Raw genomic sequence first — 26,328 nt, forward strand, 5'->3', positions numbered from 1 at the left:
AGGATACAATAGATTTATGATGACAGAGCTTGAAAAATATTATAACAAATTCAACGAAGAGAAACGGCTTAAGAGCCGCCACGGACAGGTAGAATTTATCACTTCAATGAAGTACATTCACAAATATCTTCCTAAGCGGGAGCATGGACAGGTAAAGATTCTGGATGTAGGAGCCGGAACCGGGCGCTACAGTGTTGCGCTTGCCGAAGAAGGGTACGATGTGACGGCGGTAGAGTTGGTAAAATACAATCTGGGAATTCTGAAAAAGAAGAACAGCTCTGTGAAAGCATATCAGGGAAATGCGCTGAAGCTGTCACGTTTTCCGGATAAGGAATTTGACCTGATCATCCTGTTCGGACCGATGTATCACCTTTATACAAAGGAAGATAAGGTAAAGGCGCTGATGGAGGTAAAGCGTGTCCTGAAAGATGAGGGCACGATCCTGGTGGCTTATACAATGAATGAGTACAGTGTTCTGGTGTATGGATTCCGGGAGAATCATATACAGGAATGCCTGGAAAATGGCAAACTGGATGCGAATTACCGGGTATGTCCTTCACCGGAAGATTTGTATGATTATGTGCGTCTGGAGGATATTGACAGTTACAATGAAGCAGCAGAAATGGAACGGATCCAGATTATTTCGGCGGATGGACCATCCGATTATATGCGTCAGGTGTTAAATACGATGGATGAAAAGACCTTCCAGACGTTTATTGACTATCATCTGACTACGTGTGAACGCCCGGAACTGGTTGGTGCGGGATCACATACGGTAGATATTATAAGAAAGAAAAAAGATGGGGGAATAGAAAATGAAAGTAGCAGATATGCATTGTGATACGATTTTAGCGATTCAGAGAGGAAAGGAACAGGGAAAAGAGATTTCACTTCGTAAAAATAATTTAAATGTGGATCTTGAACGGATGAAAAAGGGGGATTATCTGATTCAGAATTTTGCCCTTTTTCTGGATCTGGAGGATCCGATACTTGCAGGAAGTCCATTCCGTTATGCAATGAAAATGGCGGATGTATTTTATCAGGAAATGGAGAAAAATAAAGACTGGATCCGACCGGTCACGAAGTATGAAGAGATTGAAGAAAACCGGAAAAATGGAAAGATGTCAGCGTTGCTGACATTGGAAGAAGGAGAAATCTGTGAGGGCGATCCTTCCCTTTTAAGAGACTTTTACCGGATGGGGGCAAGGATGATGACTCTGACCTGGAACTATCCGAATCAGCTTGGATATCCGGCAAAAGCGACTGGCGGAGAATTTGCCGGAAAAGCCTTTTCAGAAGCCGGATATGGGCTTACAACGCGTGGGATTGAGTTTCTGGAAGAGATGGAGAACCTGGGAATGATCATCGATGTGGCACATTTAAACGATGCAGGAATCCGGGATGTATTAAAGTTCACAAAGAAGCCTTTTGTAGCGAGCCATTCCAACGCGCGACATTTGTGCAGTCATCCGAGAAACCTGAATGATGAACTTCTGAAAGCGATCGGGGAAAGAGGCGGTGTGATCGGGCTGAATTATTATGCATATTTCCTGCGCGACTGGAAAGATGGAGAGACGGTTGTGAGCAGAGCGGAGGATATTGTGGCACATGCAAAATATATCCGTGATATGGCGGGAATAGAGGCTTTAGGACTTGGTTCAGACTTTGATGGTATGAATGGAGAACTGGAGATCGCATCCCCGGCAGATATGGAAAAGCTGGAAGAGGTATTTAAAAAGAATGGATTTGCAGAGAGCGAGATTGAGAAAATCTTCTATAAGAATGTAATGCGGATATATAGAGAAATGCTTGGGTAATTCCAGCAAAGCACATTTATAACATAGAAAACCCGGCTGTGGAGTGATCCACAAGCCGGGCTTTTTACTCTAGCATCTTTTGCAGTGATTACGCAACTGTTACATTAACAGCCTGAAGTCCACGGTTTCCTTCTGTGATATCGAAAGTAACGTTCTGTCCTTCTTCAAGAGATTTGTATCCTTCTCCTGCGATTCCTGAAAAATGTACGAATACATCTTCTCCGGTGCTTTCGTTTGTGATGAATCCGTAGCCTTTCTGTGCGTTGAACCACTTAACTGTACCCTTGTTCATTAGTAGTACCTCCTAAAAAATTGATGATGCCGATAAAAATAAAAATCACATATTTTTGTAAGTCATCAGACAGATGTTAATGATTTACAAAAATATGTGAAATCTAAATCTTATCTAAAACACAATTTCAGAATATCACGTGGTAGGACAAATGTCAAATCAAAATAGGAAAAATAGGAAAAAAATAAATGTCTTTTTATTGACAGGAAGAAAAAGGAATGCTATTATTTTTAACATATTTAAAGAGTGAAAATATTTGTACAAAGAGGTACTTTACTGCGGAGAAGAACGCAGAGAGTACCTCTTTTTTTGACTTGCAGGAGTGTTTTTTGTAAAACGAAAATACTTTGTGAGGTGCATTCTTTGATGTGAGTGTCAAAAGTATAAATGGGATGTCAGAAAGAGGTAGTGCAAATGAAAAATCATGAACTGGATGCAGTGGATCGTACAATTTTGAATATTTTACAGAGAAATGCCAAATGCCCATTGAAAGAGATTGCAGCGATTTGGAAGAACAAAGACACTGATCGTATTTTCAACTCCGATTGAACACAGAGGAATCAACGCAGATATAGAAGAAACACTGGAGTGAGAAATATAATTTTCCGTAAATCGAAAAAGACCCGGAAACAAAAGTTTTCGAGTCTTTTTCTTCTTTAAGGGCTATATAAACAAGCAGTTTGAAATAGTCATTTTGATTATTCAGCAGCGATAGCAACTTCAGGAGCAATTGTTTCAGTAACTCTTTCAGATGCTTTGATATCTGCAGGTGTTTTTGCAAAACCTTTAAATACGACTGAACCAACAAATCCAGCTAAAGATCCACCGATCGCAGCAAGTACGATTGCAGCTACAACCTTAAGCGGTGGGTTGAATCCGAATGGAGCTAAAAGCCCAGGAATCGGAGATGCTGTTCCAGGGGCGTTATTGATGATGCCGAGCATAGCTGCTGCAAGTCCGGCAAGTCCGCCGCCAAAGAAGTTTGATCCGTAAATCGGGATCGGATTCTGTGTAATAATATCAGCCTGTGTAAGAGGTTCAAGCATTACCGCGATAACATTACTGCGTTCGCCAAGTTTTAAACGGTCGAAAATGATACCGTTTGTGAAAGAACCACCAACACATGCAATTGCTGCAATACCCATTGCAAGTCCATCAAGTCCGAGCATAGCAGTCAGGGCCATAGAACTGAGTGGTGAGGTACAGATCATCTTCATAATACCACCGAGCAGGAATCCCATGATAATTGGAGACTGTTCAGCAGCGGCAGAAATCATACGTCCGATGTTGAGCAGTGTTGAATTAACGACCGGATCAACTGCGATGGCGATAATTCTTGCGAGCGGTGCGATTGCAAGAGCACCAACGATCAGATTCAGACCCTCTGGAAGTTTCTTTTCCAGGAACGGAGCTACAAAGCCTACAATATAACCTGCTACAAAACCAGGAAGGATTCCGTATCCTCCAACTGCGACACCTGCAACGACTGCAAGTACCGGATTACATCCCATACTGATCGGAACTAAAGTAGCTGCAGCGATTCCCCCGAAGCTGCCGGATACGGTTCCGAGTTCTGAGAAAAATGCAATTCCTAATAAATCACCTGTGATGTAATGGTGAACAGCTTCAACCAGGAACGAAGCAACAGCTGCATTAGCCATTCCAGACATTGCTTCTGATCCTTTTGGAAACTTCAGGCTGAATACAGAGAAGCAGGCTAAAGTGAGAAGCAGTAAACCAATACCTTTTACGATTGTTAACATATGATATCCTCCTTAAAATTTATATTTATTCGCATCAGTTATCGTGATAACATAATAAAATGGAAGTTACAAAAAGATACAAAAAGTATCAAAATGAAATTTATTTTTGGAAAAAACTACAAATACGGGAAGGATTTATTGTATATAATGACGGTAACTATAAGTAATAATGAATTATAGGGAAAATATATAAATAAAAAAATTATGTAAAGAGATGAAATAAGAAGCAGGAGGGGACCTGAAAATCAGGCCCTCTCGGTGCATTCCTGAATCAGTGCATTCAGGAAATTTTTAATTTTCACATTGCCGTGCCGTACACTTTTTCCACGGATGAAATCCATTTCCCTTCGGACTTGTTCAAAGTTATACAGGGAGTTGGAGTAGGTTGTAAACGTGTCATTGGCGTAATCCTCAAGACCAAGGTTGGCAAGGTTGACCATTCCCATGTTGGCTGTCCGACGGATCCTTTGTTCCATGGATTTCGGATTGTCACTGAACCGGCTGCAAAGTTCGCTTAAAGTGACATTGTCAACTTTCTGGTTATGCTGGATCAGATAATCGACAAGGGAAATGATATCCTTGCTGCCACGTTCGCCGGTGATGCCAAGCTTTTGGAGAATTCCTTTTAACCGGATAATATAAGGTTTTTCAGCTGTATCATTTATAAATCCCTGTGGCTGTACAAAATTCTGCTGGGCTTGGAAAATCGTCTGTACCTGCTGCAATGTCCGGCGGGCGGTCAGGGATTCACTGACCTTCCGGAGGATGGATTCTACTTCGATACTGTTGATCGGCTTATGAATATAAAATTCAATGCCCGCAGAATAGGCGTCTGCGATCATATCTTTGGATGCAACCTGGGAAAGCATAATAAAAGTAAGATCCGGTGCATAAGAGCGGGCACGTTTTACGAAAGTGATTCCGTCTATTTCCGGCATCAGAAGATCAACAATTACGATGTCTGGATTTATAAGAGGAAGATCCGTGAGTGCATCCACACCGTTTTCTGCAGTTCCGGCAATCTCTCCAAGTCCCCGGTCCCGTATAATACGTTTTAATATATGCAGTACATTTTTATCATCATCAATGAGATAGAATTTCATTTATAAACCGCTCCATTTCTCTTTTGGTATAGTAAGTGTGAAAACTGTTTTTCCGGGAACGGAAGTTACCCGGATGGTTCCGCCCAGGCGGAATTCGATAAAATCCTTTACCAGGCTAAGGCCAAGTCCCCGATTGACCTCGCCGGTTTCGTAATTGATCTTTGTGGAAAAACCAGGTTCAAAAATTTGTTCCATATCCTCCGGATCGATTCCGGGCCCATGATCTTCAACTTCAATAACATAAGAAGAATCCGTGGAGGATTGACGGACAGAAAGCTCGACCAGGTTTCCGTCTGCTGCTTCAATTGCATTGTTGAAAAGATTGCGGAAGATTGAGAGCAGAAGATAATGGTTCTGTGTATAAAGATTTTCTTCCAGCTGTATATTAAAAGAAAGTCGTTTCCCTTTTGGAAGGGATGCATCCAGGCTGCTTTTCAGAATGGTGAGGATATCATCCAGGCTCATTCCGTCATTTTCAGAATTTACTTTCATTGAAGAGGAAAGTCCTCTTACGATCAAATTGTAGTCTTTTTTGATCTCGTGGACATCCCGTGCGATCTGAAGTGCAGTGCGGGTGAGGGATTCGTCTATATTCCGTTCACTCATATCGTGGTAAAGGCGGTATGCGGTGCTCATGGTGTCCTCTATCATATGTGTGCCTTTCTGCATCAGAACAACTTCGCCGTTAAGCTCAGAGATCAAAAGAAGAAGATTCTGGTATCTCCGTGCATGTTCAGCACTCAGAAGGCTGAACTTGTAATGGCTGAGACAGAACAGGAGAAGACCTGCAAGTGCAGTACGCAGAAGCGCAACCAGAAGGACACCTGCCTGGGACTGAAAAGAAAAAGCGTCCATACCCATACGGGACAGCAGTTCTGTTATATTTGCCAGATAGTCAAAAAGAAACATCCAGGGTAGGGAATACGTCGAAAGTTCATAGTCATTTTTACGGCAGTAGAGGAAAAAAAGGATTCCGTAGACCAGATAGAAAAACATTTCCGGAAAATAGCTCTGTGGATTCCAACTGCCAAAGCGAAGCCAGTGCATCAGTGTACGGGAAAAGAAAACACAGAGGGCACTTATCACTGTGACCGGAAGAACCGGATATTTCCCAAAAAGGATCAGAGACATGAAAATGCCAAAAATTCCGATGGAAACACGAAAATCGCTTTCAAAAAGTGAGATGCTGATCTGTGCGCCAATGATAACAGCAGCGCTGACCAGCAAAATGCGGGTATAACGTGAAAAACTTTTAGTCCACATAAGAAAGCCTCCTTTATTCAGATCATCTGTCTTACAGTCTACAGTCCGGTTAATAATTCAACAAGAAATACGCCGGCACATGAAAAAAGGGAAACACAGATCAGACTTTTTCTGTTCCATGCAAGGATCAGTGCGATTGCAAAACCAATGGCGGCAGACCAGATATTGGCGGTGGCTGTCAGAATGGCCGGAAAGGTCATAACAGCCAGAGTTACATAAGGTACATAATATAAAAAAGATTTTATAAAAGTATTTTTGATCTCTTTCCTGATCAGCGTCAGTGGCAGCATACGGATCAGATAGGTGACGGCTGCCATGACAAAGATATACATATATAGATTATGCTTCAACGGAAGAATCCTCCTTATCTTCTGGATTTGTTTCTTCTTTTACAGGGAAGAAATACGCTGCGATTCCGGCAATCAGAATCGTAAGGATAATGATTCGGAAGCCAGAAGAAATCTGGCATAGCACAGGAGCCTTTGTGAAAAGGAAGCTTGTTGCCATGGAAATCACGACAATGGTTCCGATGATCCTGTTATCACGCGCCGGAGGAATAATGATTGCGATAAACATTCCATATAATGCAACGCTCAATGCGCTGACGATCCGGTCAGGCAGGATACTTCCTGATACTACTCCGAGGAAAGTGCCAAGTGTCCAGCCAGGTGCGGCAAGTGCCATCACACCGTAAGAATACCATGGAGTAATCCTTCCGGGGCGGGATACGGATACGCCGAAGACTTCATCCGTTACACCGTATGCGATAAGAAAACGGTGGAAAAAAGGATAGTGGTTATCAATTTTCTGTGAAAGGGCACAGGACATCAGCGAATATCTGAGATTGATGATGAGCTGGGTGAATGCCATTTCAAAATAGGATGCGGATGCCGTAATCAGTGACAGACCAGCAAATTGCCCGGCGCTGGTCAGGTTTGTAAGGGAAATCAGAACAGCTTCCCAAGTGGAAAGTCCTGCATTTTTTGCCATGATACCAAAGGTAAATGATACCGCAATATAACCGAGACAGATGGGAATGCCATCCTGTATCCCGGCTGCAAAATCCATTTTTCTGTTTCTACTCATGAAGTAAAACCTCTCTTTTGTAAATAATCCCCAAATTTGAATTGTTATTTTACTAACATTTTACCATGGAACAGTGGTCTTGAAAATGATGTTTTAAAAGAAGTTGAAAAAATTTTGCAGAAAGACTGGAAATATAGTGGTATTATGAGTTATAATAAATAGTGATAAATGAATGTGCAAACATAAGTACAAGTTATAAAAGGAGATTGAAGCATGGAAATGTTATCTATTGAAAAAGAACTGCAGAGCAATTCTTATCCCGGAAGAGGGATCATCATCGGAAAGTCTGCCGACGGAAGCAAAGCGGTAACAGCTTATTTTATCATGGGAAGAAGTGAGAACAGCCGTAATCGTGTCTTTGTAGAAGAGGGAGAGGGAATCCGCACACAGGCATTTGACGAGTCAAAGCTGACAGACCCAAGCTTAATTATCTACGCACCGGTGCGTGTACTCGGCAATAAGACGATCGTTACAAACGGAGATCAGACTGATACAATTTATGAAGGTATGGACAGACAGATGACGTTTGAACAGTCCCTTCGAAGCCGTGAATTTGAACCGGATGGACCAAACTACACACCACGTATTTCCGGTATCATGCACATTGAGAACGGAAAATATAACTATGCAATGTCCATTTTGAAGAGCAATAACGGAAATCCGGATGCATGCAACCGTTACACCTTTGCATATGAGAATCCGGTAGCCGGAGAAGGACATTTTATCCACACATACAAGTGTGATGGAAATCCGCTTCCGAGTTTTGAAGGAGAACCAAAGCTTGTTGCAATTCCGGATGACATGGACATATTTGCAGACACACTCTGGAACAGTTTGAATGCAGATAATAAAGTATCTCTGTTTGTAAGATATATTGATATTGTGACAGGAACATATGAAAGCAAGATCATCAATAAGAATAAATAGTATACAAAGGTGAAGAAGGAGCAGGAATCATGAATGAATTAGAACTCAAATATGGATGTAACCCGAATCAGAAGCCGTCACGTATCTATATGAAAGACGGAAGTGATCTCCCGATCAAAGTTCTGATGGGACGTCCGGGATATATTAACTTTCTGGATGCATTTAACGGATGGCAGCTGGTAGCGGAATTGAAAAAAGCAACCGGACTTCCGGCAGCAACTTCCTTTAAACATGTGTCACCGGCAGGTGCTGCAGTCGGACTGCCGCTGGATGAAACTCTTGCAAAAATTTACTGGGTAGATGACCTTGGAGAACTTTCTCCGCTTGCAAGTGCTTATGCACGTGCAAGAGGCGCAGACCGTATGTCTTCATTCGGTGATTTTATTGCGCTTTCTGATGTCTGCGATGTTGATACGGCAAGACTGATCAAGAGAGAAGTGTCGGATGGAGTGATCGCACCTGGATATGAACCGGAAGCACTGGAGATTCTTGCACAGAAAAAGAAAGGTAATTACAATGTGATCCAGATCGATCCGAATTATGTTCCGGCACCGACTGAACACAAGGATGTATTTGGTATTACTTTTGAGCAGGGAAGAAATGAACTGAAGATTGATGATGATTTCTTCTCAAATGTAGTGACTGAGAACAAAGAAATTCCGGATCACGCAAAGAGAGATCTTGCAATTTCCATGATTACTTTAAAATATACACAGTCAAACTCTGTATGCTATGTAAAAGACGGACAGGCAATCGGAATCGGAGCCGGACAGCAGTCCCGTATCCACTGTACCCGTCTTGCAGGACAGAAGGCAGATAACTGGTGGCTGAGACAGTGCCCGAAAGTACTTGCTCTTCCATTTAAAGAAGGAATTAAGCGTGCAGACCGGGATAATGCAATTGATCTGTACATTGGTGAAGAATATATGGACGTACTGGCAGACGGAACCTGGGAAAATATTTTCACTGAAAAACCGGAAGTATTTACCAGAGAAGAAAAGAGAGCATGGCTTGATAAGCTGACGGGTGTGGCACTTGGATCAGACGCATTTTTCCCGTTTGGAGATAACATCGAACGTGCACATAAGAGCGGTGTTACATATATTGCAGAACCGGGTGGATCAATCCGTGATGACAATGTAATTGATACCTGCAACAAATACAACATGGCGATGGCATTTACCGGAATCCGTTTATTCCATCACTAAGATAATAAAAAAGCAAAGTTCCTGCAGAGGTAGAAGATCTACCTTTGCGGGAATTTTTTATTTCCTAGGAAATTCCGAAAGAACTTCCTAGGAAACAAAAGGCACTGCGTGCCGGAGATGCGCACTCGCACGAATCTATTGAAAAAATAAAAAGATATGCGACAAATGTGGAAAGATGTCGTTAAAAAATAAACAGAACCGGTAATCTGAAGATTTATTATTCGGAAGGAAATCACATAATATATATATAACAGCCAGCAGGAGGAGGCGAATCTATGGGTATTCTTGAAATTCTTTTAATTTCAATCGGGCTTTCGTTTGACGTATTTGTCGTACATATCTGTGTCGGAGCAGGATTTTCAAGAAAGCACGGAAAAGACATACTCTTATCCAGTCTGCTTTTTGGAGGGGCACAACTCCTTGCATTGATCCTGGGAAATGTTGTTGCAGATATTCTGAAGCCGGACAGGAAGATGAATGAAACGATTTCAACAGCGGCAAGCGGTTGGGAAATTTTGTCGGTGCTGATATTTATCGGACTTGGTATCTATATGATCTGTAAAGCAAGAAATAATAAACAGATCTTTGAGCGTAGAAACGATGAGATAAATTGGAAACGGCTTAGAAAACTGGCAGTACTTACCAGCGTAGATGCGCTTTTTGCCGGAATGGGAATCGGCTTTTGGAGTGTAGAGATTCTGGAACAGGGGATGGTACTGCTTCCGGTTACGATCATTCAGTGTTTTCTTGGCGTGGAGGTTGGATACAGACTGGGCTGTGAATATAACCGCAGAGCTTATTGGATTGGCGGGATGCTGTTCCTGATCGCAGGAGCAGATATGGCGGTTACACATTTTCTATTTTAGATAGCAGGAGGAAAAGAGTATGGGCGAAATGACACATAAGGCAGCAAGGGCAGCCTTTGGTGGAGCAATTGATTTTGCAATGCGAAAAATGGATAAAGACAGAGAAAAAGGTCTGCTTGATATTGTGGATCTGACTGAACGTTTCATGGGAGATAATTTTCAGAAAAGTGCCTATGAGGGTGCAAGAAAACTGATACAGGATCCAGATTCCAAATGGATGCGCTATCTGAACCGTGCACTGGACGAGATCGAACCGCATGTTGTGAAACAGACCGCATTAAACCTTGGATTTGAAGCAGCATTTCACGGAACAAAAATGATCCGCAGCATGAGAGAGGTACATCAGTGTAATATTCCATGGCTGATCCTGATGGATCCGACAAGTGCATGTAATCTTCATTGTACCGGATGCTGGGCGGCAGAATATGGGCATAAACTGAATCTTACATATGAAGAGATGGACAGCATCATTATGCAAGGAAAAGAACTTGGAATTTATTTCTATATGTATACAGGCGGGGAGCCGTTAGTAAGAAAAAAAGATATTATCAGACTTTGTGAAAAGCATTATGACTGCGAATTCCATGCATTTACAAATGGAACACTGGTAGATGATGAATTTTGCGAAGAGATGAGAAGAGTCGGCAACCTGTCCCTTTCAATTAGTCTGGAAGGATTTGAAGAGGTCAATGACATGCGCCGTGGAGAGGGTGTATTCAACAAGGTTATGGCAACCATGGATCGGTTAAAGAAATATGGACTGATCTTTGGTACGTCTATCTGTTATACCAGAAAGAACATTGAAACGGTTACATCGGATGAATTCCTGGATATGATCATCGGAAAGGGATGTCGTTTCACCTGGTATTTCCATTATATGCCGGTTGGAAATGATGCAGCACCGGATCTGTTGCCGACAAAAGAACAGAGAGAATATATGTATCACCGGGTAAGAGAGATCCGCAGTATGACAGGCGGAAAGCCAATTTATGCGATGGATTTCCAGAATGATGGAGAGTTTGTCGGAGGATGTATCGCAGGAGGAAGAAATTATTGCCATATCAATGCAAATGGAGATGTAGAACCATGTGTATTTATTCATTACTCTTCTGCAAATATCCGGGAAGTTACGCTCTTGGAAGCTCTCAAACAGCCACTCTTTATGGCATACAGAGACCGGCAGCCATTTAATGATAATCATCTGCGGCCATGTCCGATGCTTGAGAATCCGGAAATCCTTCAGGAGATGATAAAGGAGACTGGTGCAAAATCAACAGATCTGCAGTCACCGGAGAGTGCAGAGCATTTATGCAGCAAATGTGAAGCATATGCCTGTGAATGGAAAGAAACGGCAGACAGACTTTGGAAAGAGCATCCGCATCAGCAGAAAGGCTACACAAACTATAAAAAACGTACAGAAAACTAAAAGAAAATCGGTTTGAAAAAGCGTTTCGGTTGTGATAGAATGTTCGTCAAGAGAAATGGGCAGGAAAAAGAGGACGATACATGGAGAGAAAAAGAGAATTGACAAAGAACCTGCTTGCAGAGAGCTTCAAGGAGCTTCTAATCAAAGGATCTTTTGATAAGATAACAATTAAGATGATCACAGATCAGGCGGGAGTTATCAGACCGACATTTTATAATTACTTTCAGGATAAATATGAAGTGATGGAGTGGCTTCTGGAGACAGAGGTATTCCGGCATGCCCGTGAGATGATGGAAGACGGGATGGAAAAAGAAGCGATCTATCTGCTGTTCCGGAAGATGGAAAAAGACCGGATCTATTATCTGAAAGCGTTTGAAGTTACCGGTCAGAATGGATTTGAAGAGATTCTTGAAAAAAAGATTCGCCAGCTGATTGAAGAACTGGTAAGCAGGCATAAGATTAAGATCGAAAAGCTTCAGGGTATCAAAGATAAAAAGATCTTTCTGGAGTTTCATACGATTACCGTTGTAAACGGGCTTAAATACTGGCTGACCAGCCGGGAGATTCACCTGACAGCGGATGAAGCGATGGAGTATTATCTGTTTCTGATGTCGCATCCTATTTTGGAGCTACTTGAAAAGTAAAGAACAAAATATAAATTTGAGAAGAATCTGGGATATTCCGGGTTCTTCTTTTTGTTTTACTGTCAGAAAATAAAAAATGTTATTTAAATTGCTTGACGGATTTCTATTACAGAGTTATTATGAACATATGAACAGTTGCTCATATGTTCAGTGAGAAAAATATTTTTCAGGAGGAAAAAGAGATGAAGAAAAAATTTAAAATGGTAGACCTTGATTGCGCAAACTGTGCAGCAAAAATGGAAGATGCAATCAAAAAAATTGATGGTGTAAATGATGCAACGGTAAGTTTTATGATGCAGAAGCTTACGATCGATGCAGATGATGTAAGGTTTGATGAAATCATGCAGGAAGTCGTTGCTGTATGCAAGAAGGTAGAGCCGGATTGCCAGATTCAGCTGTAAAATCGGAAAGGTATGAAAGGGGAGAGTCTTCTATGATGAAAAAACAGAAAATAATGCTGTACCGTATTATCGCAGCGGCAGTTATTTATGTTCCTCTTTTTGTACTGGAACATATGGGAAAACTGGAATTTAAGTCCGAAATTCCGGTGCAGTTTTTGTTATTTATGATACCTTATCTGATCGTGGGATGGGACATCATTTACCGGGCTGTGCGCAATATCAGTCATGGTCAGGTATTTGATGAGAACTTTCTGATGTGTATAGCAACGTTTGGTGCACTTGGAGTAAAGGAATATTCGGAAGCGGTAGCGGTTATGTTGTTCTATCAGATCGGGGAGTTATTCCAGAGTTATGCAGTCAACCGTTCCCGCCAGTCAATCAGTGCAATGATGGATATCTGTCCGGAATATGCGAATATTGAAGAAGACGGAAAGCTCAAACAGGTTGATCCGGATGATGTAGAGATTGGTACAGAGATCGTCATCAAAGCAGGAGAGAGAGTTCCTCTCGATGGTGTGGTTGTATCGGGAACATCCTTTGTAGATACTTCTGCACTGACCGGAGAGTCGGTTCCGCGAGAAGTAACAGAAGGTTCCGAGATTATCAGCGGTTGTGTAAATGGAAGCGGACTTCTTAAGGTGCGCACAACGAAAGAGTTTGATGATTCTACAGTTGCGAAGATTCTGGAACTGGTTGAAAATGCCAGCAGCAAAAAGGCACATGTAGAGAACTTCATTACAAAGTTTGCAAAATACTATACGCCGATCGTGGTTTGTGCGGCAGTTGTACTTGCATTCCTTCCACCAATCATTCTTGGCGGTGGATTTGCAGAATGGATTCAGAGAGCATGTATTTTCCTTGTAATCTCCTGCCCATGTGCACTGGTGATCTCTGTTCCACTTGGTTTTTTTGGAGGAATCGGAGCAGCATCCAAACAGGGCGTTCTGGTAAAGGGAAGCAATTATCTGGAAGCACTCTCTGAGATGAAAACGATTGTATTTGATAAGACTGGTACACTGACAAAAGGTGAATTCGTTGTATCAGAAGTTATTCCGAATGGATGGGAAAAAGAAGGACTTCTTGAAGTGGCAGCCCTTGCGGAAGGCTATTCCGATCATCCAATCTCAGCAGCACTCAAGAAAGCGTACGAAGAAGCGGAGCTTGGTGAGTTGTCCATGGACAGGGTGGAACAGGCTGAAGAAATCGCCGGACACGGAATCAAGGCAAAGATCGACGGAAGAGTTGTCTATGCCGGAAATGCAAAGCTGATGGAAGAAAAAGGCGTGGAATATGAGCCATGCACAGTCCCTGGTACGGTCGTATATCTGGCGGCTGAAAAAGAATTCCTCGGGACCATCGTAATTTCTGATACGGTCAAACCGGAAGCCAAACGTGCGATCGCGCAGCTCAAACAAAGCGGTGTCAAAAAGACAGTTATGCTTACCGGTGACAGAAAAGATGTCGGTGAAGCAGTAGCAGAAAGCCTTGGAATCGATGAAGTCTACACAGATCTCCTTCCGGGGGATAAGGTAGATAAGGTTGAAGCACTTCTCGGAGAACTCAGTGAGAAAGAAAAGCTTGGTTTTGTTGGTGATGGTATCAATGATGCACCGGTACTCTCCAGAGCTGATATCGGAATCGCAATGGGAAGCATGGGATCCGATGCAGCAATCGAAGCCGCAGATGTTGTTCTGATGGATGATAATATCCTTAAGATATCCTCCATTATGAGAATTGCAGGAAAAACTCTCCAGATCGTACATCAGAATATCGTCTTTGCCCTCGGTGTCAAAGTTCTGGTCCTCATCCTGGGAGCCCTCGGCATGGCCAATATGTGGGAAGCCGTCTTTGCCGATGTAGGAGTATCCGTAATCGCAATCCTGAACTCCATGAGAACACTGAAAGTAAAATAGATGTCAAAAGCATAATGTAAAACAAGAAAGAATTATCCTTAACGTGATGGGGATAATTCTTTTTTGTTGCTTTGCCACACTAATTTATTCTACTTGCATTTTTGTCAGCGACAGTGTAAAATGACAAAACGGATTAGAATAGTGAAACCAAGAAGGGAGATACAAGATGGAACTGTTTATAGATATACTAAAAGATACAACAATCGACACTGTGAAACTGATACCTTTCCTTTTTCTGACATACCTTGCGATGGAATATCTGGAGAATAAAGCCGGTCAGAAGACGGTGCGGATGCTTCTTGGAGCAGGGAAAAAAGGACCTGTGATCGGTGGAATCCTGGGCGTTGTTCCGCAGTGCGGATTTTCGGCAGCAGCAGCAAATCTGTATTCCGGCGGAGTCATCACAGTTGGAACGATGATCGCTGTTTTTCTGTCTACATCAGATGAGATGCTTCCGATCCTGATCTCAGAGCAGGCGGATGTCCGTAAGATCATGGCAATTTTAATCGGAAAGATTATCGTTGGTATTGTTGCAGGGATTCTGGTTGATATCGGAGTGCGGGTGCTAGGCAAAGGATACCAGAGAGGGCTGCATATTCATGATATCTGTGAGCATGACCACTGTCACTGTGAAGAAGGAAGCATTGTAAAATCAGCACTCATCCATTCGGTACAGATTCTGGTATTTATATATGTAATTTCTTTTGCGTTAAATGCAGTTGTGGAGTGGATTGGAATGGAAGAGGTCATGAACGTGGTGACGCATTATCCAATTGCCGGAATTTTTCTGGCTGGTCTTGTCGGCCTGATTCCGAACTGCGCAGCTTCTATTACAATTACGAAATTTTATCTTGAGGGAGTCTTAAATGTCGGCAGTATGTTTGCCGGACTTTTGTCATGTGCCGGAATCGGACTGATCGTGCTTTTTAAGACGAACCATAGTTGGAAGAAGAATGTGATGATCGTCGCAACACTTTACGGAATCAGTGTAGTGTGCGGAATTATAGTGGAAATCCTGTTTGGAATGTAGTACAATATCCTTATATGGCGCAGAAGACTAAAAGGAACGAAAGAAGAGGATTTGAGATGGCTAAAAAAGGATTTATTGCAGAATTCAAAGAGTTTATTGCAAGGGGAAATGTAATGGATCTTGCAGTCGGCGTTATTATTGGTGGTGCATTCCAGTCGATTGTGAATTCTCTTGTAAATGATATGATCATGCCGGTGATCAGTCTTCTGACTGGTGGGGTCAATTTTTCCAACTGGGTGATCCGGATCGGATCTGGTGAGAATGACACGATCAAATATGGCAATTTTATTACCGCGGTGATCAACTTTCTTTTGATGGCACTTGTTATTTTTTGTTTTGTAAAAGTGATGAACAATCTTGCTTCAAGAACAGAAAAGCTGCTTAAGAAGGAGGAAGAAGCACCGGAAGCACCGGCTACGAAGATCTGCCCGTACTGCATGTCAGAAATCCCGATCGCGGCAACCAGATGTGCATACTGTACATCTGAGCTTCCGGCTGAGGATACGGACAAGGAAGAATAAAGAAAAGACAGGAATAATACGACAGAGAGGAACATAAAAACAATGGAGAAAATTATTTTAACAGGTGACAGACCAACCGGACGGCTTCATGTCGGACATTATGTTGGATCCTTAAAGCGAAGAGTAGAACTGCAGAATTCCGGAGAATACGACAAGATCTTTATCATGATCGCAGATGCACAGGCACTGACTGATAATGCAGATAACCCGGAAAAGGTACGTCAGAATATTATTGAGGTTGCACTGGATTATCTGTCATGCGGACTGGATCCGGAGAAATCCACGATTTTCATCCAGTCACAGGTACCGGAACTGACAGAACTTTCTTTTTATTATATGAATCTGGTTACGGTATCCCGTCTTCAGAGAAACCCAACAGTTAAATCGGAGATCCAGATGCGTAATTTTGAAGCAAGTATTCCGGTAGGATTCTTTACTTATCCGATCAGCCAGGCAGCAGATATCACAGCGTTTAAGGCAACGACTGTACCGGTAGGTGAGGATCAGCTTCCGATGATCGAACAGTGCCGTGAGATCGTACACAAATTCAACAGTGTATATGGAGAAGCATTGGTTATGCCGAAAGCGCTGATTCCGGAGAACGAAAGCTGTTGCCGTCTTCCTGGAACGGATGGAAAAGCAAAGATGAGTAAATCCCTTGGTAACTGTATTTATCTGTCTGATTCCGAGGAAGAAGTAAGACAGAAGATCATGGGAATGTATACAGATCCGAATCATTTGAAGGTATCTGATCCGGGACAGGTAGAAGGGAATTCCGTTTTCACTTATCTGGATGCATTCTGTACAGATGAACATTTTGAAAAATATCTGCCGGATTATAAGAATCTGGATGAATTGAAGGATCATTACAGACGTGGTGGACTTGGTGACGTTAAGGTTAAGAAGTTCCTGAATGCGGTTATGCAGGAAGAGCTTGCACCGATCCGTGCAAGAAGAAAAGAACTGGAGAAGAAGATTCCGGAGATCTACGAGATCCTTCATAAAGGAAGTATTGAAGCTGAAAAAGTGGCAGCACAGACTTTAAAAGAAGTAAAAGATGCGATGAAGATCAACTATTTTGAAGATCAGCAGCTGATCCAGGAACAGACAGCAAGATTTGCAGAATAAAGAAAGGCTTTAAGCCGGAGGAGAGATAATAATTATGGGTAAATATTTCGGAACAGATGGATTCCGTGGAGAAGCTAATGTAGTACTGACGGTAGAGCATGCGTTTAAGGTAGGACGTTATCTTGGCTGGTATTACGGACAGGAACACAAGGCAAGAATCGTGATTGGTAAAGATACCAGAAGAAGCAGCTATATGTTTGAATATGCACTGGCGGCAGGACTTACTGCGTCAGGAGCAGATGCATATCTTCTTCATGTGACGACAACTCCAAGTGTGTCTTACGTGGTAAGAACCGAAGATTTTGACTGCGGAATCATGATTTCTGCAAGCCATAACCCGTACTATGATAATGGAATCAAAGTGATCAACAGTAAAGGTCAGAAGCTGGAAGCAGAAGTAGAAGCCAAAGTGGAAGCTTATATTGATGGGGAATCCGGAGACATTCCGCTTGCTAAAAAAGAGGCGATCGGAAGAACCGTAGATTATGCAGCAGGAAGAAACCGTTATATCGGACATTTGATCAGTCTGGCAACCCGTTCTTTTAAAGATGTGAAAGTCGGACTGGATTGTTCCAACGGAAGTTCTTCAAGTATTGCCAAAAGCGTATTTGATGCACTTGGAGCAAAAACTTATGTAATCAATAATGAGCCGGATGGAACCAATATCAACACAAATTGCGGTTCTACACATATTAACGTGCTCCAGGAATATGTAAAAGAAAATGGTCTGGATGTCGGATTTGCATACGATGGAGATGCGGACCGCTGCATCGCTGTTGATGAGAATGGAAATGTTGTTGACGGGGATCTGATCCTTTATGTGTGTGGCAAATATATGAAAGAACATGGTCAGTTAAAAGACGATACCATCGTTACTACTATCATGTCGAATCTTGGACTTTATAAAGCATGCGACAAGATTGGCATGAAGTACGAAAAGACACAGGTCGGCGACAAATATGTCTATGAGAACATGGTTAAGAATGGATTTATGCTGGGCGGTGAACAGTCCGGACATATTATTTTCAGTAAGCATGCGACGACAGGAGATGGTATTCTGACTTCTCTGATGCTGATGGAAGTTATCATGGAGACCAAACAGTCCCTCGGACAGCTGACAGAAGAAGTGAAGATCTATCCACAGCTTCTGAAAAATGTGCGTGTGGCAGATAAGAAGACAGCAAGGGAGAATCCGGAAGTGGTCAAAGCAGTCGATGCAGTTGCAGAAGCACTTGGAGATGACGGAAGAATCCTTGTCCGTGAAAGTGGAACGGAACCGGTAATCCGTGTCATGGTTGAAGCGGCGACGGACGAGCTTTGCGAAAAGTATGTGACTCAGGTAATCGATGTGATTGAAAAAGAAGGACTCATCGTAGAATAAAAAATCTGAAATAGAATCGTGCAGAAAAGGATAGCTTGCAGATGAAAGTCTGTGGGCCATCCTTTTTTAGTTTGCGAACCATAGTCTGGATGTTTGAAAAATATTATTTGAATAATAAAGAAAAATGTTCTTCCGGTATAGATTTTCTATATTTTGACATGCTATTAAAAAAACATGGAGGAAAAAGAAATGGAAGAAATGTTTTGTTTTCAATGCCAGCAGACCGCTCATAACACGGGCTGTGAAGGACATACAGGTGTATGTGGGAAAAAGTCGGATACAGCAAATCTTCAAGATGAACTGACTGGTGAACTGATCCGGCTGGCAAGGGCAGTTACAGAAAATGAAAGAAGCAGATCTTCGGATGAACTGATGTTAAAAGGTCTGTTTACCACGATTACAAATGTAAATTTCAACAGTGATACAGTGAAAAAACTGTCAGATGAGATCAGAGAAGAAGCAGAAAACAGAAAACCAGGAAAAGATGCTTATAATGTACAGAAGATCTGGGAGGCACCGGAAGATATCCGTTCGTTAAAGTCATTGATCTTGTTTGGCTTACGAGGGACTGCGGCATATGCTTATCATGCATGGGCACTGGGATATGTGGATGCGGAGATTATGAATTTCTTTTATAAGGGAATGAGGATTCTGGGAGAAGAAAAAAGGATGGAAGAACTGCTTCCGGTAGTCATAGAAACCGGTAAAATCAACCTGCGCTGCATGGAACTTCTGGATAAAGCAAACACGGAAAGCTATGGAGATCCAATTCCGACAGAAGTTCCGCTTACGATAGAAAAGGGACCGTTTATTGTAGTCAGTGGTCATGATCTGCATGATATGAAGCTGCTTCTGGAGCAGACAAAAGATAAAGGCATCAATATTTATACGCACAGTGAAATGCTTCCGGCACACGGATATCCAAAATTAAAGGAATATCCGCATTTGAAAGGCAATTTCGGAACGGCCTGGCAGAGTCAGCAATTTGAGTTCCATAATATTCCTGCGCCAATTTTATTTACGACAAATTGTCTGATGCCGGTCAGACAGAGCTATGCAGACCGGGTGTTTACAACTTCGGTGGTGTCTTATCCGGAGATGGTTCATATTGGTGCGGACAAAGATTTTACACCGGTTATTGCAAAAGCATTGGAATGCGGTGGATATCCGGAAGATCATCCGATGACAGGGATTAATGGAGGAACAACCGTGATGACCGGATTTGCACACAACGCAGTTCTGGAAAATGCAGGAAAGATCGTGGATTTGGTAAAGCAGGGGAAAATCAGGCATTTCTTTCTGATCGGAGGCTGTGATGGCGCAGCACCAGGTCGGAGCTACTATACGGAATTTGCGAAAAAGACACCGATGGATACAATCATCCTGACGCTGGCATGTGGAAAATACAGATTGAATGATCTAAGGCTCGGAGAAATTGAGGGAATTCCAAGAATTTTGGATATGGGACAGTGTAATGATGCGTACAGTGCGATTAAAGTTGCAATTGCTCTTGCAGAAGCGTTTGGGTGTGAGGTAAATGAACTTCCACTGTCTATGATTCTGTCATGGTATGAACAGAAAGCGGTTGCGATTCTGCTGACACTTCTGGCGCTCGGAATCAAAAATATTTACCCGGGTCCGACGCTTCCGGCGTTTGTGTCACCGAATGTTCTGAATTACCTGGTACAAGAGTATCAGATTACCCCGATCAGTACAGTAGATGAGGATCTGAAGAAAATTTTAGGTTGAAGAGGTTTGAACGTGAGAAAAAGAAATCGGAAATAAGAAATGAAAAGCATTACTTCTGAAACGGAAAGCACAAAAAAGTGTGAGTAAGAAGAGGTAGTGCTTTTTTACATACTGTTTTCTTTACAAAAAGTGTCGTCTGTGCTAACATGAATATAACAATGGCGATGCCGGTACAATAGAAAAAGGAGTGCGTTTTATGCTGATTGAAATTGATTTTAACAGTGATGAGGCGATTTATATACAGCTCAGGAATCAGATCATTATGGGAATTGCCACTTCGACGATTCATGAAGGAGATACTTTGCCGTCTGTGAGACAGCTGGCAGATAATATCGGAATCAATATGCATACAGTGAATAAGGCATACAATGTCCTGCGGCAGGAAGGTTTTCTTCAGCTTGACAGACGAAGAGGTGCGGTGATCTGTATTGATGAAGATAAGCTGGAAGCTTTGCAGGATCTGAAAGAGCAGCTTCGGGTACTTCTGGCAAAAGGAAGTTGCAAAAACATTACGAAAGAAGAAGTTCATGAACTGGTAGACGAGATCTATGCAGATTATGAACAGAGATAGATTGAAAAAAGGAGACTAAAATTATATGGCAGAAAAGCAATATACAAGGCAGGCGCAGGAAGCGCTGAATATGGCACGGAAGATTGCAGCCGAACTGAAGCATCCATATGTTGGGACAGAACATCTTCTTTTCGGGCTTAAGAGGGTTTTTACCGGAGTTGCAGGGCAGGTGCTTGATAAGAATAAAGTCGATGAAGAACAGATGGAAAAAGCAATGGATATCCTTGTATCTGCTCCTGAGGCAGCTAAGAAGGAAAGAAAGCATCTGGAGTACAGTCCGAGACTTCGATATATTCTGGAAGAAAGCCAGAATGAGGCAGCGCAGCTTGCATCTGAAAAAGTCGGAACCGAACATCTTCTGCTTACAATGCTCAAAGATGGAGATTGTGTGGCTACCCGTATGTTGATGACCCTGAATGTAAATATTCAAAAACTTTTTCAGGAGCTTCTGCTTGCGGCGGGAATTGATCCGAAAGAGTATATGGAAAATCAGAAGGATGGGGAAACTGTTGGCGGAATTATAGACCAGTACAGTACGGATCTGACACAGGAAGCAAGAGAAGGAAAGCTGGATCCGGTTATTGGACGTGAAAAAGAAATTGCACGTATCATGGAGATCCTGAGCAGACGGACCAAGAATAATCCGTGCCTTGTGGGAGAGCCGGGAGTCGGTAAAACAGCAATCGTGGAAGGACTTGCAAGACAGATCGCGGAAGGAATTGTTCCGGAAAGCATGAAAGATAAGCGGATCATGGTGCTGGATCTTCCGGGGATGATTGCAGGCTCCAAGTATCGTGGTGAATTTGAAGAGCGCATGAAAAAACTGATCCGTGAGGTAAAGACGGCGGGCAATATTATCCTTTTCTTAGATGAACTTCATACCATTATCGGTGCCGGTGGTGCAGAGGGCGCGATTGATGCATCCAATATTCTGAAACCATCTCTGGCAAGAGGGGAGATGCAGCTGATCGGTGCAACAACTCTTACGGAATACCGCAAGTATATTGAGAAGGATGCGGCTCTGGAAAGAAGATTCCAGCCGGTTACGGTTGAAGAACCGACAGAAGACGAGTGTATCCGGATCCTGGAAGGCCTGAAAGAAAAATATGAGGCTCATCATGATGTAGAGATCGAAGAGGATGCGTTGAAAGCGGCAGTACATATGTCATGCCGTTATATCAATGACCGTTTCCTTCCGGATAAGGCAATTGATGTGTTGGATGAAAGCTGTTCAAAAGTAAAACTTCGTGGATTTAAAGTGCCGGAGAATATTGTTGGGACAGAAATCCGCTGTGGAAAGCTGGAGCAGGAAAAAGAAGTGGCGCTGAAAGCAGGAGATATCGAAAAAGCATCGAAGCTCCATAGAGAACAGAAGGAAGCAGAAAAGAAATTAGAGCAGGCGAAAAAGCGTTTCAATAAAAAGAATGAAAAGAAAAAAGTTCCGGTAACTGAAGAAGATGTTGCGGATGTAATTTCCATGTGGACACGAATCCCGGTAACAAGACTGAATGAATCTGAGAGCGAACGCCTGAAAAAGCTGGATAAAACACTGGAGAAGCGTGTGATTGGTCAGGAAGAGGCAATCCAGGCACTTTCCAAAGCGGTAAAACGAGGAAGAGTTGGATTGAAAGATCCGGCACGTCCGATTGGTTCATTCTTATTCCTTGGTCCTACAGGTGTCGGAAAGACGGAGCTTTCCAAAGCTCTTGCAGAAGCACTCTTTGGCAATGAAGAGGATATGATCCGGGTAGATATGTCCGAATATATGGAGAAGCACAGTGTATCCAAGATGATCGGATCGCCTCCGGGGTATGTGGGACATGAGGATGGCGGACAGCTCAGCGAAAAAGTACGCAGAAATCCATATTCTGTCATTTTGTTTGATGAGATTGAGAAAGCACATCCGGATGTGTTTAATATTTTACTTCAGGTACTGGATGACGGACATATTACGGATTCGCAGGGAAGAAAAGTAGATTTCCGCAATACGGTTATCATTATGACGTCCAATGCAGGTGCCAAGGCAATCATTGAACCGAAGAAGCTTGGATTTACCCAGCAGGAAGACCAGAAGGCGGATTACAAGCGTATGAAAGCAAATGTGATGGACGAAGTAAAGCAGTTATTCCGCCCAGAGTTCCTGAACCGTATTGATGAGATCATCGTATTCCATCCGCTGAATGAGGACAATATGAAGAAGATCGTAGGGCTGATGTGTAAAGAAGTTGTGCAGAGAGCAAAAGAGCAGCTTGAAATTATACTGGTTGTGCGTGATTCTGTGAAGAAGCATATCGTTGAGACCGGAAGTGACAAGAAGTATGGTGCAAGACCGCTGAGAAGGGCAGTACAGAGTCAGTTGGAAGACAAACTTGCGGAAGCACTTTTGAATGGTGAGATCAAACGTGGAGACCATGTGGAAGCCGGTATTTCTAAAAAGGAAATAAAATTTACAGTCAGAGAGATAAACAGCTAGCAAAAGAAGAAGTTTTATTATATAATAAGAAAAACGGTTCGGATGTGGAAAATTCACAGTCCACAAGTCGAAAGAGAAAGACCATTAGGAGGATTTGAACAATGACAGTAGTCAAAGAACTTATCAGAAGTGAATTAGACGGAACACTCAGTTTCGGTGATTACACTCTGGATACAAAGACAAAAAAGGATGGATTTGAATTTCAGGGAGATATATATAAAGTAAAGACATTTAAAGAGATTACAAAGCTTGAAAAGAATGGAATGTTCGTATATGAATCTGTTCCGGGAACTGCAGTAGAGCATTTTGAAGTATCAGAAGATGTGATCTCATTCAAGGTATCAGGGACAGGAGATGCACAGATCACACTGGAACTTGAACCGGATACAGACTATATCGTATATATGAATGATATGAATGTTGGTGATATGAAGACAAACTTAAGCGCAAAGCTTAGTGTAAGTGCGGAACTTGGAAAAGAAAGCGTTGAGATCAAGGTCGTAAGAAAGTAGGACAATGATTATAACAAGGGTTGTCTGAAGTACATAGGTATTTAAGAAAAGTAAAAGAGTCTGCTTCGGCAGGCTCTTTCTTTACCGAAAGTATATAAACTGGGAACAGGCAAGAGAAGCAGTTGGTAATTTTTTAAGATAGATAAGGAGATGGAGTATGGCGAAGGCAAAAAAGTCGGTTTTTTTCTGCCAGAATTGTGGGCATGAAGAATCAAAATGGCTGGGACAGTGCCCGATGTGCAAGGAATGGAACTCTTTCGTGGAAGAGCGTGTGACAACGTCGAAAACGGCAGCGGTTAAAGCGGCAAAAGAGATTCATATTGTACCATTGTCCGAAGTAAAGACAGAGAATGAAGAGCGTGTGACAACCGAGATTAAAGAACTGGACCGTGTACTGGGAGGCGGAATCGTACCGGGCTCCCTTATTTTAGTAGGTGGTGATCCGGGAATCGGTAAATCAACGCTGCTCCTGCAGGTGTGTCAGAAACTGGCAAAAAAAGAACGAAAGGTTTTGTATATATCAGGGGAAGAATCGCTTCGCCAGATTAAATTGCGTGCACAGAGGATGGGAGAATTTAATGATCATCTGCTTTTGCTTTGTGAGACTAATCTGGAACTGATCCGCAATGTGATTGAAAAGGAAAAACCAGATACCGTGATCATTGATTCGATTCAGACAATGTACAGTGAAGAAGTCGGTTCCGCACCGGGAAGTGTGTCGCAGGTCAGAGAGGCAACAAATACGCTGATGCAGCTTGCGAAAGGGCTTGGGATTTCGATTTTTATTGTCGGACATGTTACAAAAGAAGGAACTGTCGCCGGTCCAAGAGTATTGGAACATATGGTAGATACGGTTCTGTATTTTGAAGGAGACAGGCATGCATCTTACCGGATTCTTCGAGGAGTGAAAAATCGTTTTGGTTCGACGAATGAGATTGGTGTATTTGAAATGCGAAGAGATGGTCTTCGGGAGGTGGAAAATCCATCAGAATTTATGCTGAATGGGCGCCCGGAAAATGCATCTGGATCTGTTGTGGCATGTTCTATGGAAGGAACACGTCCGATCTTGCTGGAAATCCAGGCGCTGGTATGCGAAAGCAATTTTGGAATGCCAAGAAGAACAGCAGCAGGAACAGATTACAACAGGGTGAACCTTCTGATGGCGGTTTTGGAAAAAAGGATTGGATATCATCTTGGAAATTATGATGCCTATGTAAATATTGCCGGAGGTATCAAGATCAATGAACCCGCGATAGACCTTGGAATCGTGATGGCGATCGTATCAAGCTATAAGAACAGACCATTTGATGAACGGACGATTGTGTTTGGAGAAGTTGGATTAAGTGGAGAAGTCCGTGCGGTAAATATGCCGGAACAGCGGGTGGCAGAGGCGAAGAAGCTTGGATTTGAGACGTGTATTGTGCCAGAAGTATCTCTGGATAGCGTGAAGAGTATTGGTGGGATCAAAATCATTGGAGTGAAAAGCATTAACGAGGCAATCGGACTGATTGAGTAGGAGAACATGTAAAGAGGAAACAGGATAGATGAGATAATTTCTGTTCCCTCTTTTACATAGCAATGATGTTGGAGTCAAAAGGTATTTTGACCCCTTTGATACCAGATTGCTACGTGCTTTGCACTCTCGCAATCCTCAAAAACATTCGTAATCCGCTCATTTTTCTTTGAAAAATGGCTACTTACTCATGTTTTTGGCGGGTTAAGAGGTCAAAAATCCTCTTGCAAGCAAGCTTGCATCGGCTTTCTGACCTTTTGACCCTAGTATCATAGCAATTACGAAATTATAAAAGTTAAAGGCCTTTAAAGATTCCGATTCTGGCGAGTAAGGAAATAGCTTACTTAAACGGAGGACTGAACTGAGACGCAAAAAATGTCAGAATATTCTGAATTGCGCAAAATATAAAAACAACATTGACAATTCAGGAAAGCCGTGGTAACATACCATATGTTCGCTGGTCGAGACAGAGACTAAGGAGTGGCATGCAGAGGCAGAGCGGATGAAAAATAAAAAGTTTTGCATAAAAATTCGAGCGTGAGTATGGGAATATTCAGACGAAAACTTTGAAAAAAGTAAATTGCAAAAAGAAATCAAAAAGCTGTTGACAAGCCTTGATGAATATGCTATTCTAAATAAGCTGTCGCGTGAGGAACTGCTTCACAACAGCAAAAAAGAAATAAAAAAAGTTGTTGACAAACATGAAACACTTTGATATAATATAAAAGCTGTCGCATGAAA

25 protein-coding genes are annotated in these 26,328 nt (G+C 42.4%); 19 read left to right on the forward strand and 6 right to left on the reverse strand.

What is annotated here, in order from left to right:
• Nucleotides 1-16: 16 nt before the first annotated feature.
• Together PGW42_RS06680 and PGW42_RS06685 are read left to right on the forward strand one after the other, a co-directional pair.
• On the forward strand, nt 17-841 hold the full coding sequence (locus PGW42_RS06680) for a class I SAM-dependent methyltransferase (protein ID WP_270203316.1): 825 nt from the start codon (nt 17-19) through the stop codon (nt 839-841).
• Complete coding sequence (locus PGW42_RS06685; protein ID WP_270203317.1) at nt 816-1,817, forward strand: dipeptidase; 1,002 nt, start codon at nt 816-818, stop codon at nt 1,815-1,817. The genes PGW42_RS06680 and PGW42_RS06685 overlap by 26 nt, the downstream gene beginning before the upstream one ends.
• Nucleotides 1,818-1,905: 88 nt before the next feature.
• On the opposite strand, the gene PGW42_RS06690 is transcribed toward PGW42_RS06685, so the two are convergent.
• Entirely contained in the window at nt 1,906-2,109 is a 204-nt protein-coding gene (locus tag PGW42_RS06690) for a cold-shock protein (RefSeq protein ID WP_008373270.1), read from the reverse strand.
• A 414-nt stretch (nt 2,110-2,523) separates the two neighbouring features.
• On the opposite strand from PGW42_RS06690, the gene PGW42_RS06695 reads away from it, so the two are divergent.
• A complete protein-coding gene (locus tag PGW42_RS06695) occupies nt 2,524-2,658 on the forward strand; it encodes an AsnC family transcriptional regulator (protein ID WP_243014375.1) in 135 nt (44 codons plus the stop codon).
• Between the two features lie 149 nt (nt 2,659-2,807).
• Here PGW42_RS06695 and PGW42_RS06700 read toward each other — a convergent pair whose 3' ends face one another.
• The 5 genes from PGW42_RS06700 to PGW42_RS06720 form a co-directional block, all read right to left on the reverse strand.
• A complete protein-coding gene (locus PGW42_RS06700) occupies nt 2,808-3,872 on the reverse strand; it encodes a PTS sugar transporter subunit IIC (RefSeq protein ID WP_270203318.1) in 1,065 nt (354 codons plus the stop codon).
• Between the two features lie 245 nt (nt 3,873-4,117).
• The gene (locus PGW42_RS06705) at nt 4,118-4,975 is read right to left on the reverse strand and encodes a response regulator (RefSeq protein ID WP_117557052.1); all 858 of its coding nucleotides are present in this window, start codon (nt 4,973-4,975) and stop codon (nt 4,118-4,120) included.
• On the reverse strand, nt 4,976-6,238 hold the full coding sequence (locus tag PGW42_RS06710; protein ID WP_243014373.1) for a sensor histidine kinase: 1,263 nt from the start codon (nt 6,236-6,238) through the stop codon (nt 4,976-4,978).
• 38 nt (nt 6,239-6,276) lie between these two features.
• On the reverse strand, nt 6,277-6,588 hold the full coding sequence (locus PGW42_RS06715) for an AzlD domain-containing protein (protein ID WP_022220771.1): 312 nt from the start codon (nt 6,586-6,588) through the stop codon (nt 6,277-6,279).
• On the reverse strand, nt 6,578-7,324 hold the full coding sequence (locus tag PGW42_RS06720) for an AzlC family ABC transporter permease (RefSeq protein WP_270203319.1): 747 nt from the start codon (nt 7,322-7,324) through the stop codon (nt 6,578-6,580). The genes PGW42_RS06715 and PGW42_RS06720 overlap by 11 nt, the downstream gene beginning before the upstream one ends.
• A 213-nt stretch (nt 7,325-7,537) precedes the next feature.
• On the opposite strand from PGW42_RS06720, the gene PGW42_RS06725 reads away from it, so the two are divergent.
• From PGW42_RS06725 to radA, 16 genes are all read left to right on the forward strand, one after another.
• Complete coding sequence (locus PGW42_RS06725) at nt 7,538-8,251, forward strand: IMP cyclohydrolase (protein WP_270203320.1); 714 nt, start codon at nt 7,538-7,540, stop codon at nt 8,249-8,251.
• A 29-nt stretch (nt 8,252-8,280) separates the two neighbouring features.
• Nucleotides 8,281-9,459 carry a phosphoribosylaminoimidazolecarboxamide formyltransferase gene (locus PGW42_RS06730; protein ID WP_270203321.1) on the forward strand — a complete coding sequence of 393 codons (1,179 nt, stop codon included), beginning with the start codon at nt 8,281-8,283 and terminating at the stop codon, nt 9,457-9,459.
• A gap of 275 nt (nt 9,460-9,734) precedes the next feature.
• Nucleotides 9,735-10,325, forward strand: coding sequence for a manganese efflux pump MntP (locus PGW42_RS06735; RefSeq protein WP_117834638.1), 591 nt, complete (start codon nt 9,735-9,737; stop codon nt 10,323-10,325).
• Nucleotides 10,326-10,344: 19 nt separating this feature from the next.
• On the forward strand, nt 10,345-11,751 hold the full coding sequence (locus PGW42_RS06740) for a radical SAM protein (RefSeq protein WP_270203322.1): 1,407 nt from the start codon (nt 10,345-10,347) through the stop codon (nt 11,749-11,751).
• Nucleotides 11,752-11,831: 80 nt separating this feature from the next.
• Nucleotides 11,832-12,395, forward strand: coding sequence for a TetR family transcriptional regulator (locus PGW42_RS06745; protein WP_117557046.1), 564 nt, complete (start codon nt 11,832-11,834; stop codon nt 12,393-12,395).
• Nucleotides 12,396-12,577: 182 nt separating this feature from the next.
• Nucleotides 12,578-12,796 carry a cation transporter gene (locus PGW42_RS06750; protein ID WP_117557045.1) on the forward strand — a complete coding sequence of 73 codons (219 nt, stop codon included), beginning with the start codon at nt 12,578-12,580 and terminating at the stop codon, nt 12,794-12,796.
• Between the two features lie 32 nt (nt 12,797-12,828).
• Nucleotides 12,829-14,709 (forward strand): heavy metal translocating P-type ATPase, encoded by a 1,881-nt coding sequence (locus tag PGW42_RS06755; protein ID WP_118198696.1) that lies wholly within the window; start codon nt 12,829-12,831, stop codon nt 14,707-14,709.
• A gap of 166 nt (nt 14,710-14,875) precedes the next feature.
• A complete protein-coding gene (locus PGW42_RS06760; protein WP_117557042.1) occupies nt 14,876-15,739 on the forward strand; it encodes a putative manganese transporter in 864 nt (287 codons plus the stop codon).
• A gap of 56 nt (nt 15,740-15,795) precedes the next feature.
• On the forward strand, nt 15,796-16,260 hold the full coding sequence (mscL, locus tag PGW42_RS06765; protein WP_270203323.1) for a large conductance mechanosensitive channel protein MscL: 465 nt from the start codon (nt 15,796-15,798) through the stop codon (nt 16,258-16,260).
• 42 nt (nt 16,261-16,302) lie between these two features.
• Nucleotides 16,303-17,388, forward strand: coding sequence for a tryptophan--tRNA ligase (gene trpS, locus PGW42_RS06770; RefSeq protein ID WP_195250846.1), 1,086 nt, complete (start codon nt 16,303-16,305; stop codon nt 17,386-17,388).
• A 34-nt stretch (nt 17,389-17,422) separates the two neighbouring features.
• Nucleotides 17,423-18,769: a phosphoglucosamine mutase gene (gene glmM, locus PGW42_RS06775; protein ID WP_270203324.1), complete on the forward strand. Its 1,347-nt coding sequence runs from the start codon at nt 17,423-17,425 to the stop codon at nt 18,767-18,769.
• A gap of 198 nt (nt 18,770-18,967) precedes the next feature.
• On the forward strand, nt 18,968-20,518 hold the full coding sequence (gene hcp / locus PGW42_RS06780) for a hydroxylamine reductase (RefSeq protein WP_442872430.1): 1,551 nt from the start codon (nt 18,968-18,970) through the stop codon (nt 20,516-20,518).
• Between the two features lie 196 nt (nt 20,519-20,714).
• Nucleotides 20,715-21,089: a GntR family transcriptional regulator gene (locus tag PGW42_RS06785; protein ID WP_008368566.1), complete on the forward strand. Its 375-nt coding sequence runs from the start codon at nt 20,715-20,717 to the stop codon at nt 21,087-21,089.
• A gap of 25 nt (nt 21,090-21,114) precedes the next feature.
• A complete protein-coding gene (locus tag PGW42_RS06790) occupies nt 21,115-23,562 on the forward strand; it encodes an ATP-dependent Clp protease ATP-binding subunit (RefSeq protein WP_270203326.1) in 2,448 nt (815 codons plus the stop codon).
• Between the two features lie 101 nt (nt 23,563-23,663).
• Complete coding sequence (locus PGW42_RS06795; RefSeq protein ID WP_008368562.1) at nt 23,664-24,074, forward strand: hypothetical protein; 411 nt, start codon at nt 23,664-23,666, stop codon at nt 24,072-24,074.
• A 157-nt stretch (nt 24,075-24,231) separates the two neighbouring features.
• Nucleotides 24,232-25,590, forward strand: coding sequence for a DNA repair protein RadA (gene radA / locus PGW42_RS06800; protein WP_117557034.1), 1,359 nt, complete (start codon nt 24,232-24,234; stop codon nt 25,588-25,590).
• The last annotated feature ends 738 nt before the right edge of the window (nt 25,591-26,328 follow it).

The organism is Coprococcus sp. TM115-187 (assembly GCF_027679115.1).
GTDB lineage: Bacteria > Bacillota > Clostridia > Lachnospirales > Lachnospiraceae > Allocoprococcus > Allocoprococcus comes.

Coding starts and splice junctions, on each gene's coding strand:
- PGW42_RS06795 (WP_008368562.1), top strand. CDS start 23,664: ATGACAGTAGTCAAAGAACTTATCAGAAGTGAATTAGACGGAACACTC.
- PGW42_RS06695 (WP_243014375.1), top strand. CDS start 2,524: ATGAAAAATCATGAACTGGATGCAGTGGATCGTACAATTTTGAATATT.
- PGW42_RS06785 (WP_008368566.1), top strand. CDS start 20,715: ATGCTGATTGAAATTGATTTTAACAGTGATGAGGCGATTTATATACAG.
- mscL (WP_270203323.1), top strand. CDS start 15,796: ATGGCTAAAAAAGGATTTATTGCAGAATTCAAAGAGTTTATTGCAAGG.
- PGW42_RS06735 (WP_117834638.1), top strand. CDS start 9,735: ATGGGTATTCTTGAAATTCTTTTAATTTCAATCGGGCTTTCGTTTGAC.
- PGW42_RS06740 (WP_270203322.1), top strand. CDS start 10,345: ATGGGCGAAATGACACATAAGGCAGCAAGGGCAGCCTTTGGTGGAGCA.
- radA (WP_117557034.1), top strand. CDS start 24,232: ATGGCGAAGGCAAAAAAGTCGGTTTTTTTCTGCCAGAATTGTGGGCAT.
- PGW42_RS06705 (WP_117557052.1), bottom strand. CDS start 4,975: ATGAAATTCTATCTCATTGATGATGATAAAAATGTACTGCATATATTA.
- PGW42_RS06755 (WP_118198696.1), top strand. CDS start 12,829: ATGATGAAAAAACAGAAAATAATGCTGTACCGTATTATCGCAGCGGCA.
- PGW42_RS06720 (WP_270203319.1), bottom strand. CDS start 7,324: ATGAGTAGAAACAGAAAAATGGATTTTGCAGCCGGGATACAGGATGGC.
- PGW42_RS06760 (WP_117557042.1), top strand. CDS start 14,876: ATGGAACTGTTTATAGATATACTAAAAGATACAACAATCGACACTGTG.
- PGW42_RS06750 (WP_117557045.1), top strand. CDS start 12,578: ATGAAGAAAAAATTTAAAATGGTAGACCTTGATTGCGCAAACTGTGCA.
- PGW42_RS06745 (WP_117557046.1), top strand. CDS start 11,832: ATGGAGAGAAAAAGAGAATTGACAAAGAACCTGCTTGCAGAGAGCTTC.
- PGW42_RS06690 (WP_008373270.1), bottom strand. CDS start 2,109: ATGAACAAGGGTACAGTTAAGTGGTTCAACGCACAGAAAGGCTACGGA.
- PGW42_RS06700 (WP_270203318.1), bottom strand. CDS start 3,872: ATGTTAACAATCGTAAAAGGTATTGGTTTACTGCTTCTCACTTTAGCC.
- trpS (WP_195250846.1), top strand. CDS start 16,303: ATGGAGAAAATTATTTTAACAGGTGACAGACCAACCGGACGGCTTCAT.
- PGW42_RS06710 (WP_243014373.1), bottom strand. CDS start 6,238: ATGTGGACTAAAAGTTTTTCACGTTATACCCGCATTTTGCTGGTCAGC.
- PGW42_RS06680 (WP_270203316.1), top strand. CDS start 17: ATGATGACAGAGCTTGAAAAATATTATAACAAATTCAACGAAGAGAAA.
- glmM (WP_270203324.1), top strand. CDS start 17,423: ATGGGTAAATATTTCGGAACAGATGGATTCCGTGGAGAAGCTAATGTA.
- PGW42_RS06725 (WP_270203320.1), top strand. CDS start 7,538: ATGGAAATGTTATCTATTGAAAAAGAACTGCAGAGCAATTCTTATCCC.
- PGW42_RS06685 (WP_270203317.1), top strand. CDS start 816: ATGAAAGTAGCAGATATGCATTGTGATACGATTTTAGCGATTCAGAGA.
- PGW42_RS06790 (WP_270203326.1), top strand. CDS start 21,115: ATGGCAGAAAAGCAATATACAAGGCAGGCGCAGGAAGCGCTGAATATG.
- PGW42_RS06730 (WP_270203321.1), top strand. CDS start 8,281: ATGAATGAATTAGAACTCAAATATGGATGTAACCCGAATCAGAAGCCG.
- hcp (WP_442872430.1), top strand. CDS start 18,968: ATGTTTTGTTTTCAATGCCAGCAGACCGCTCATAACACGGGCTGTGAA.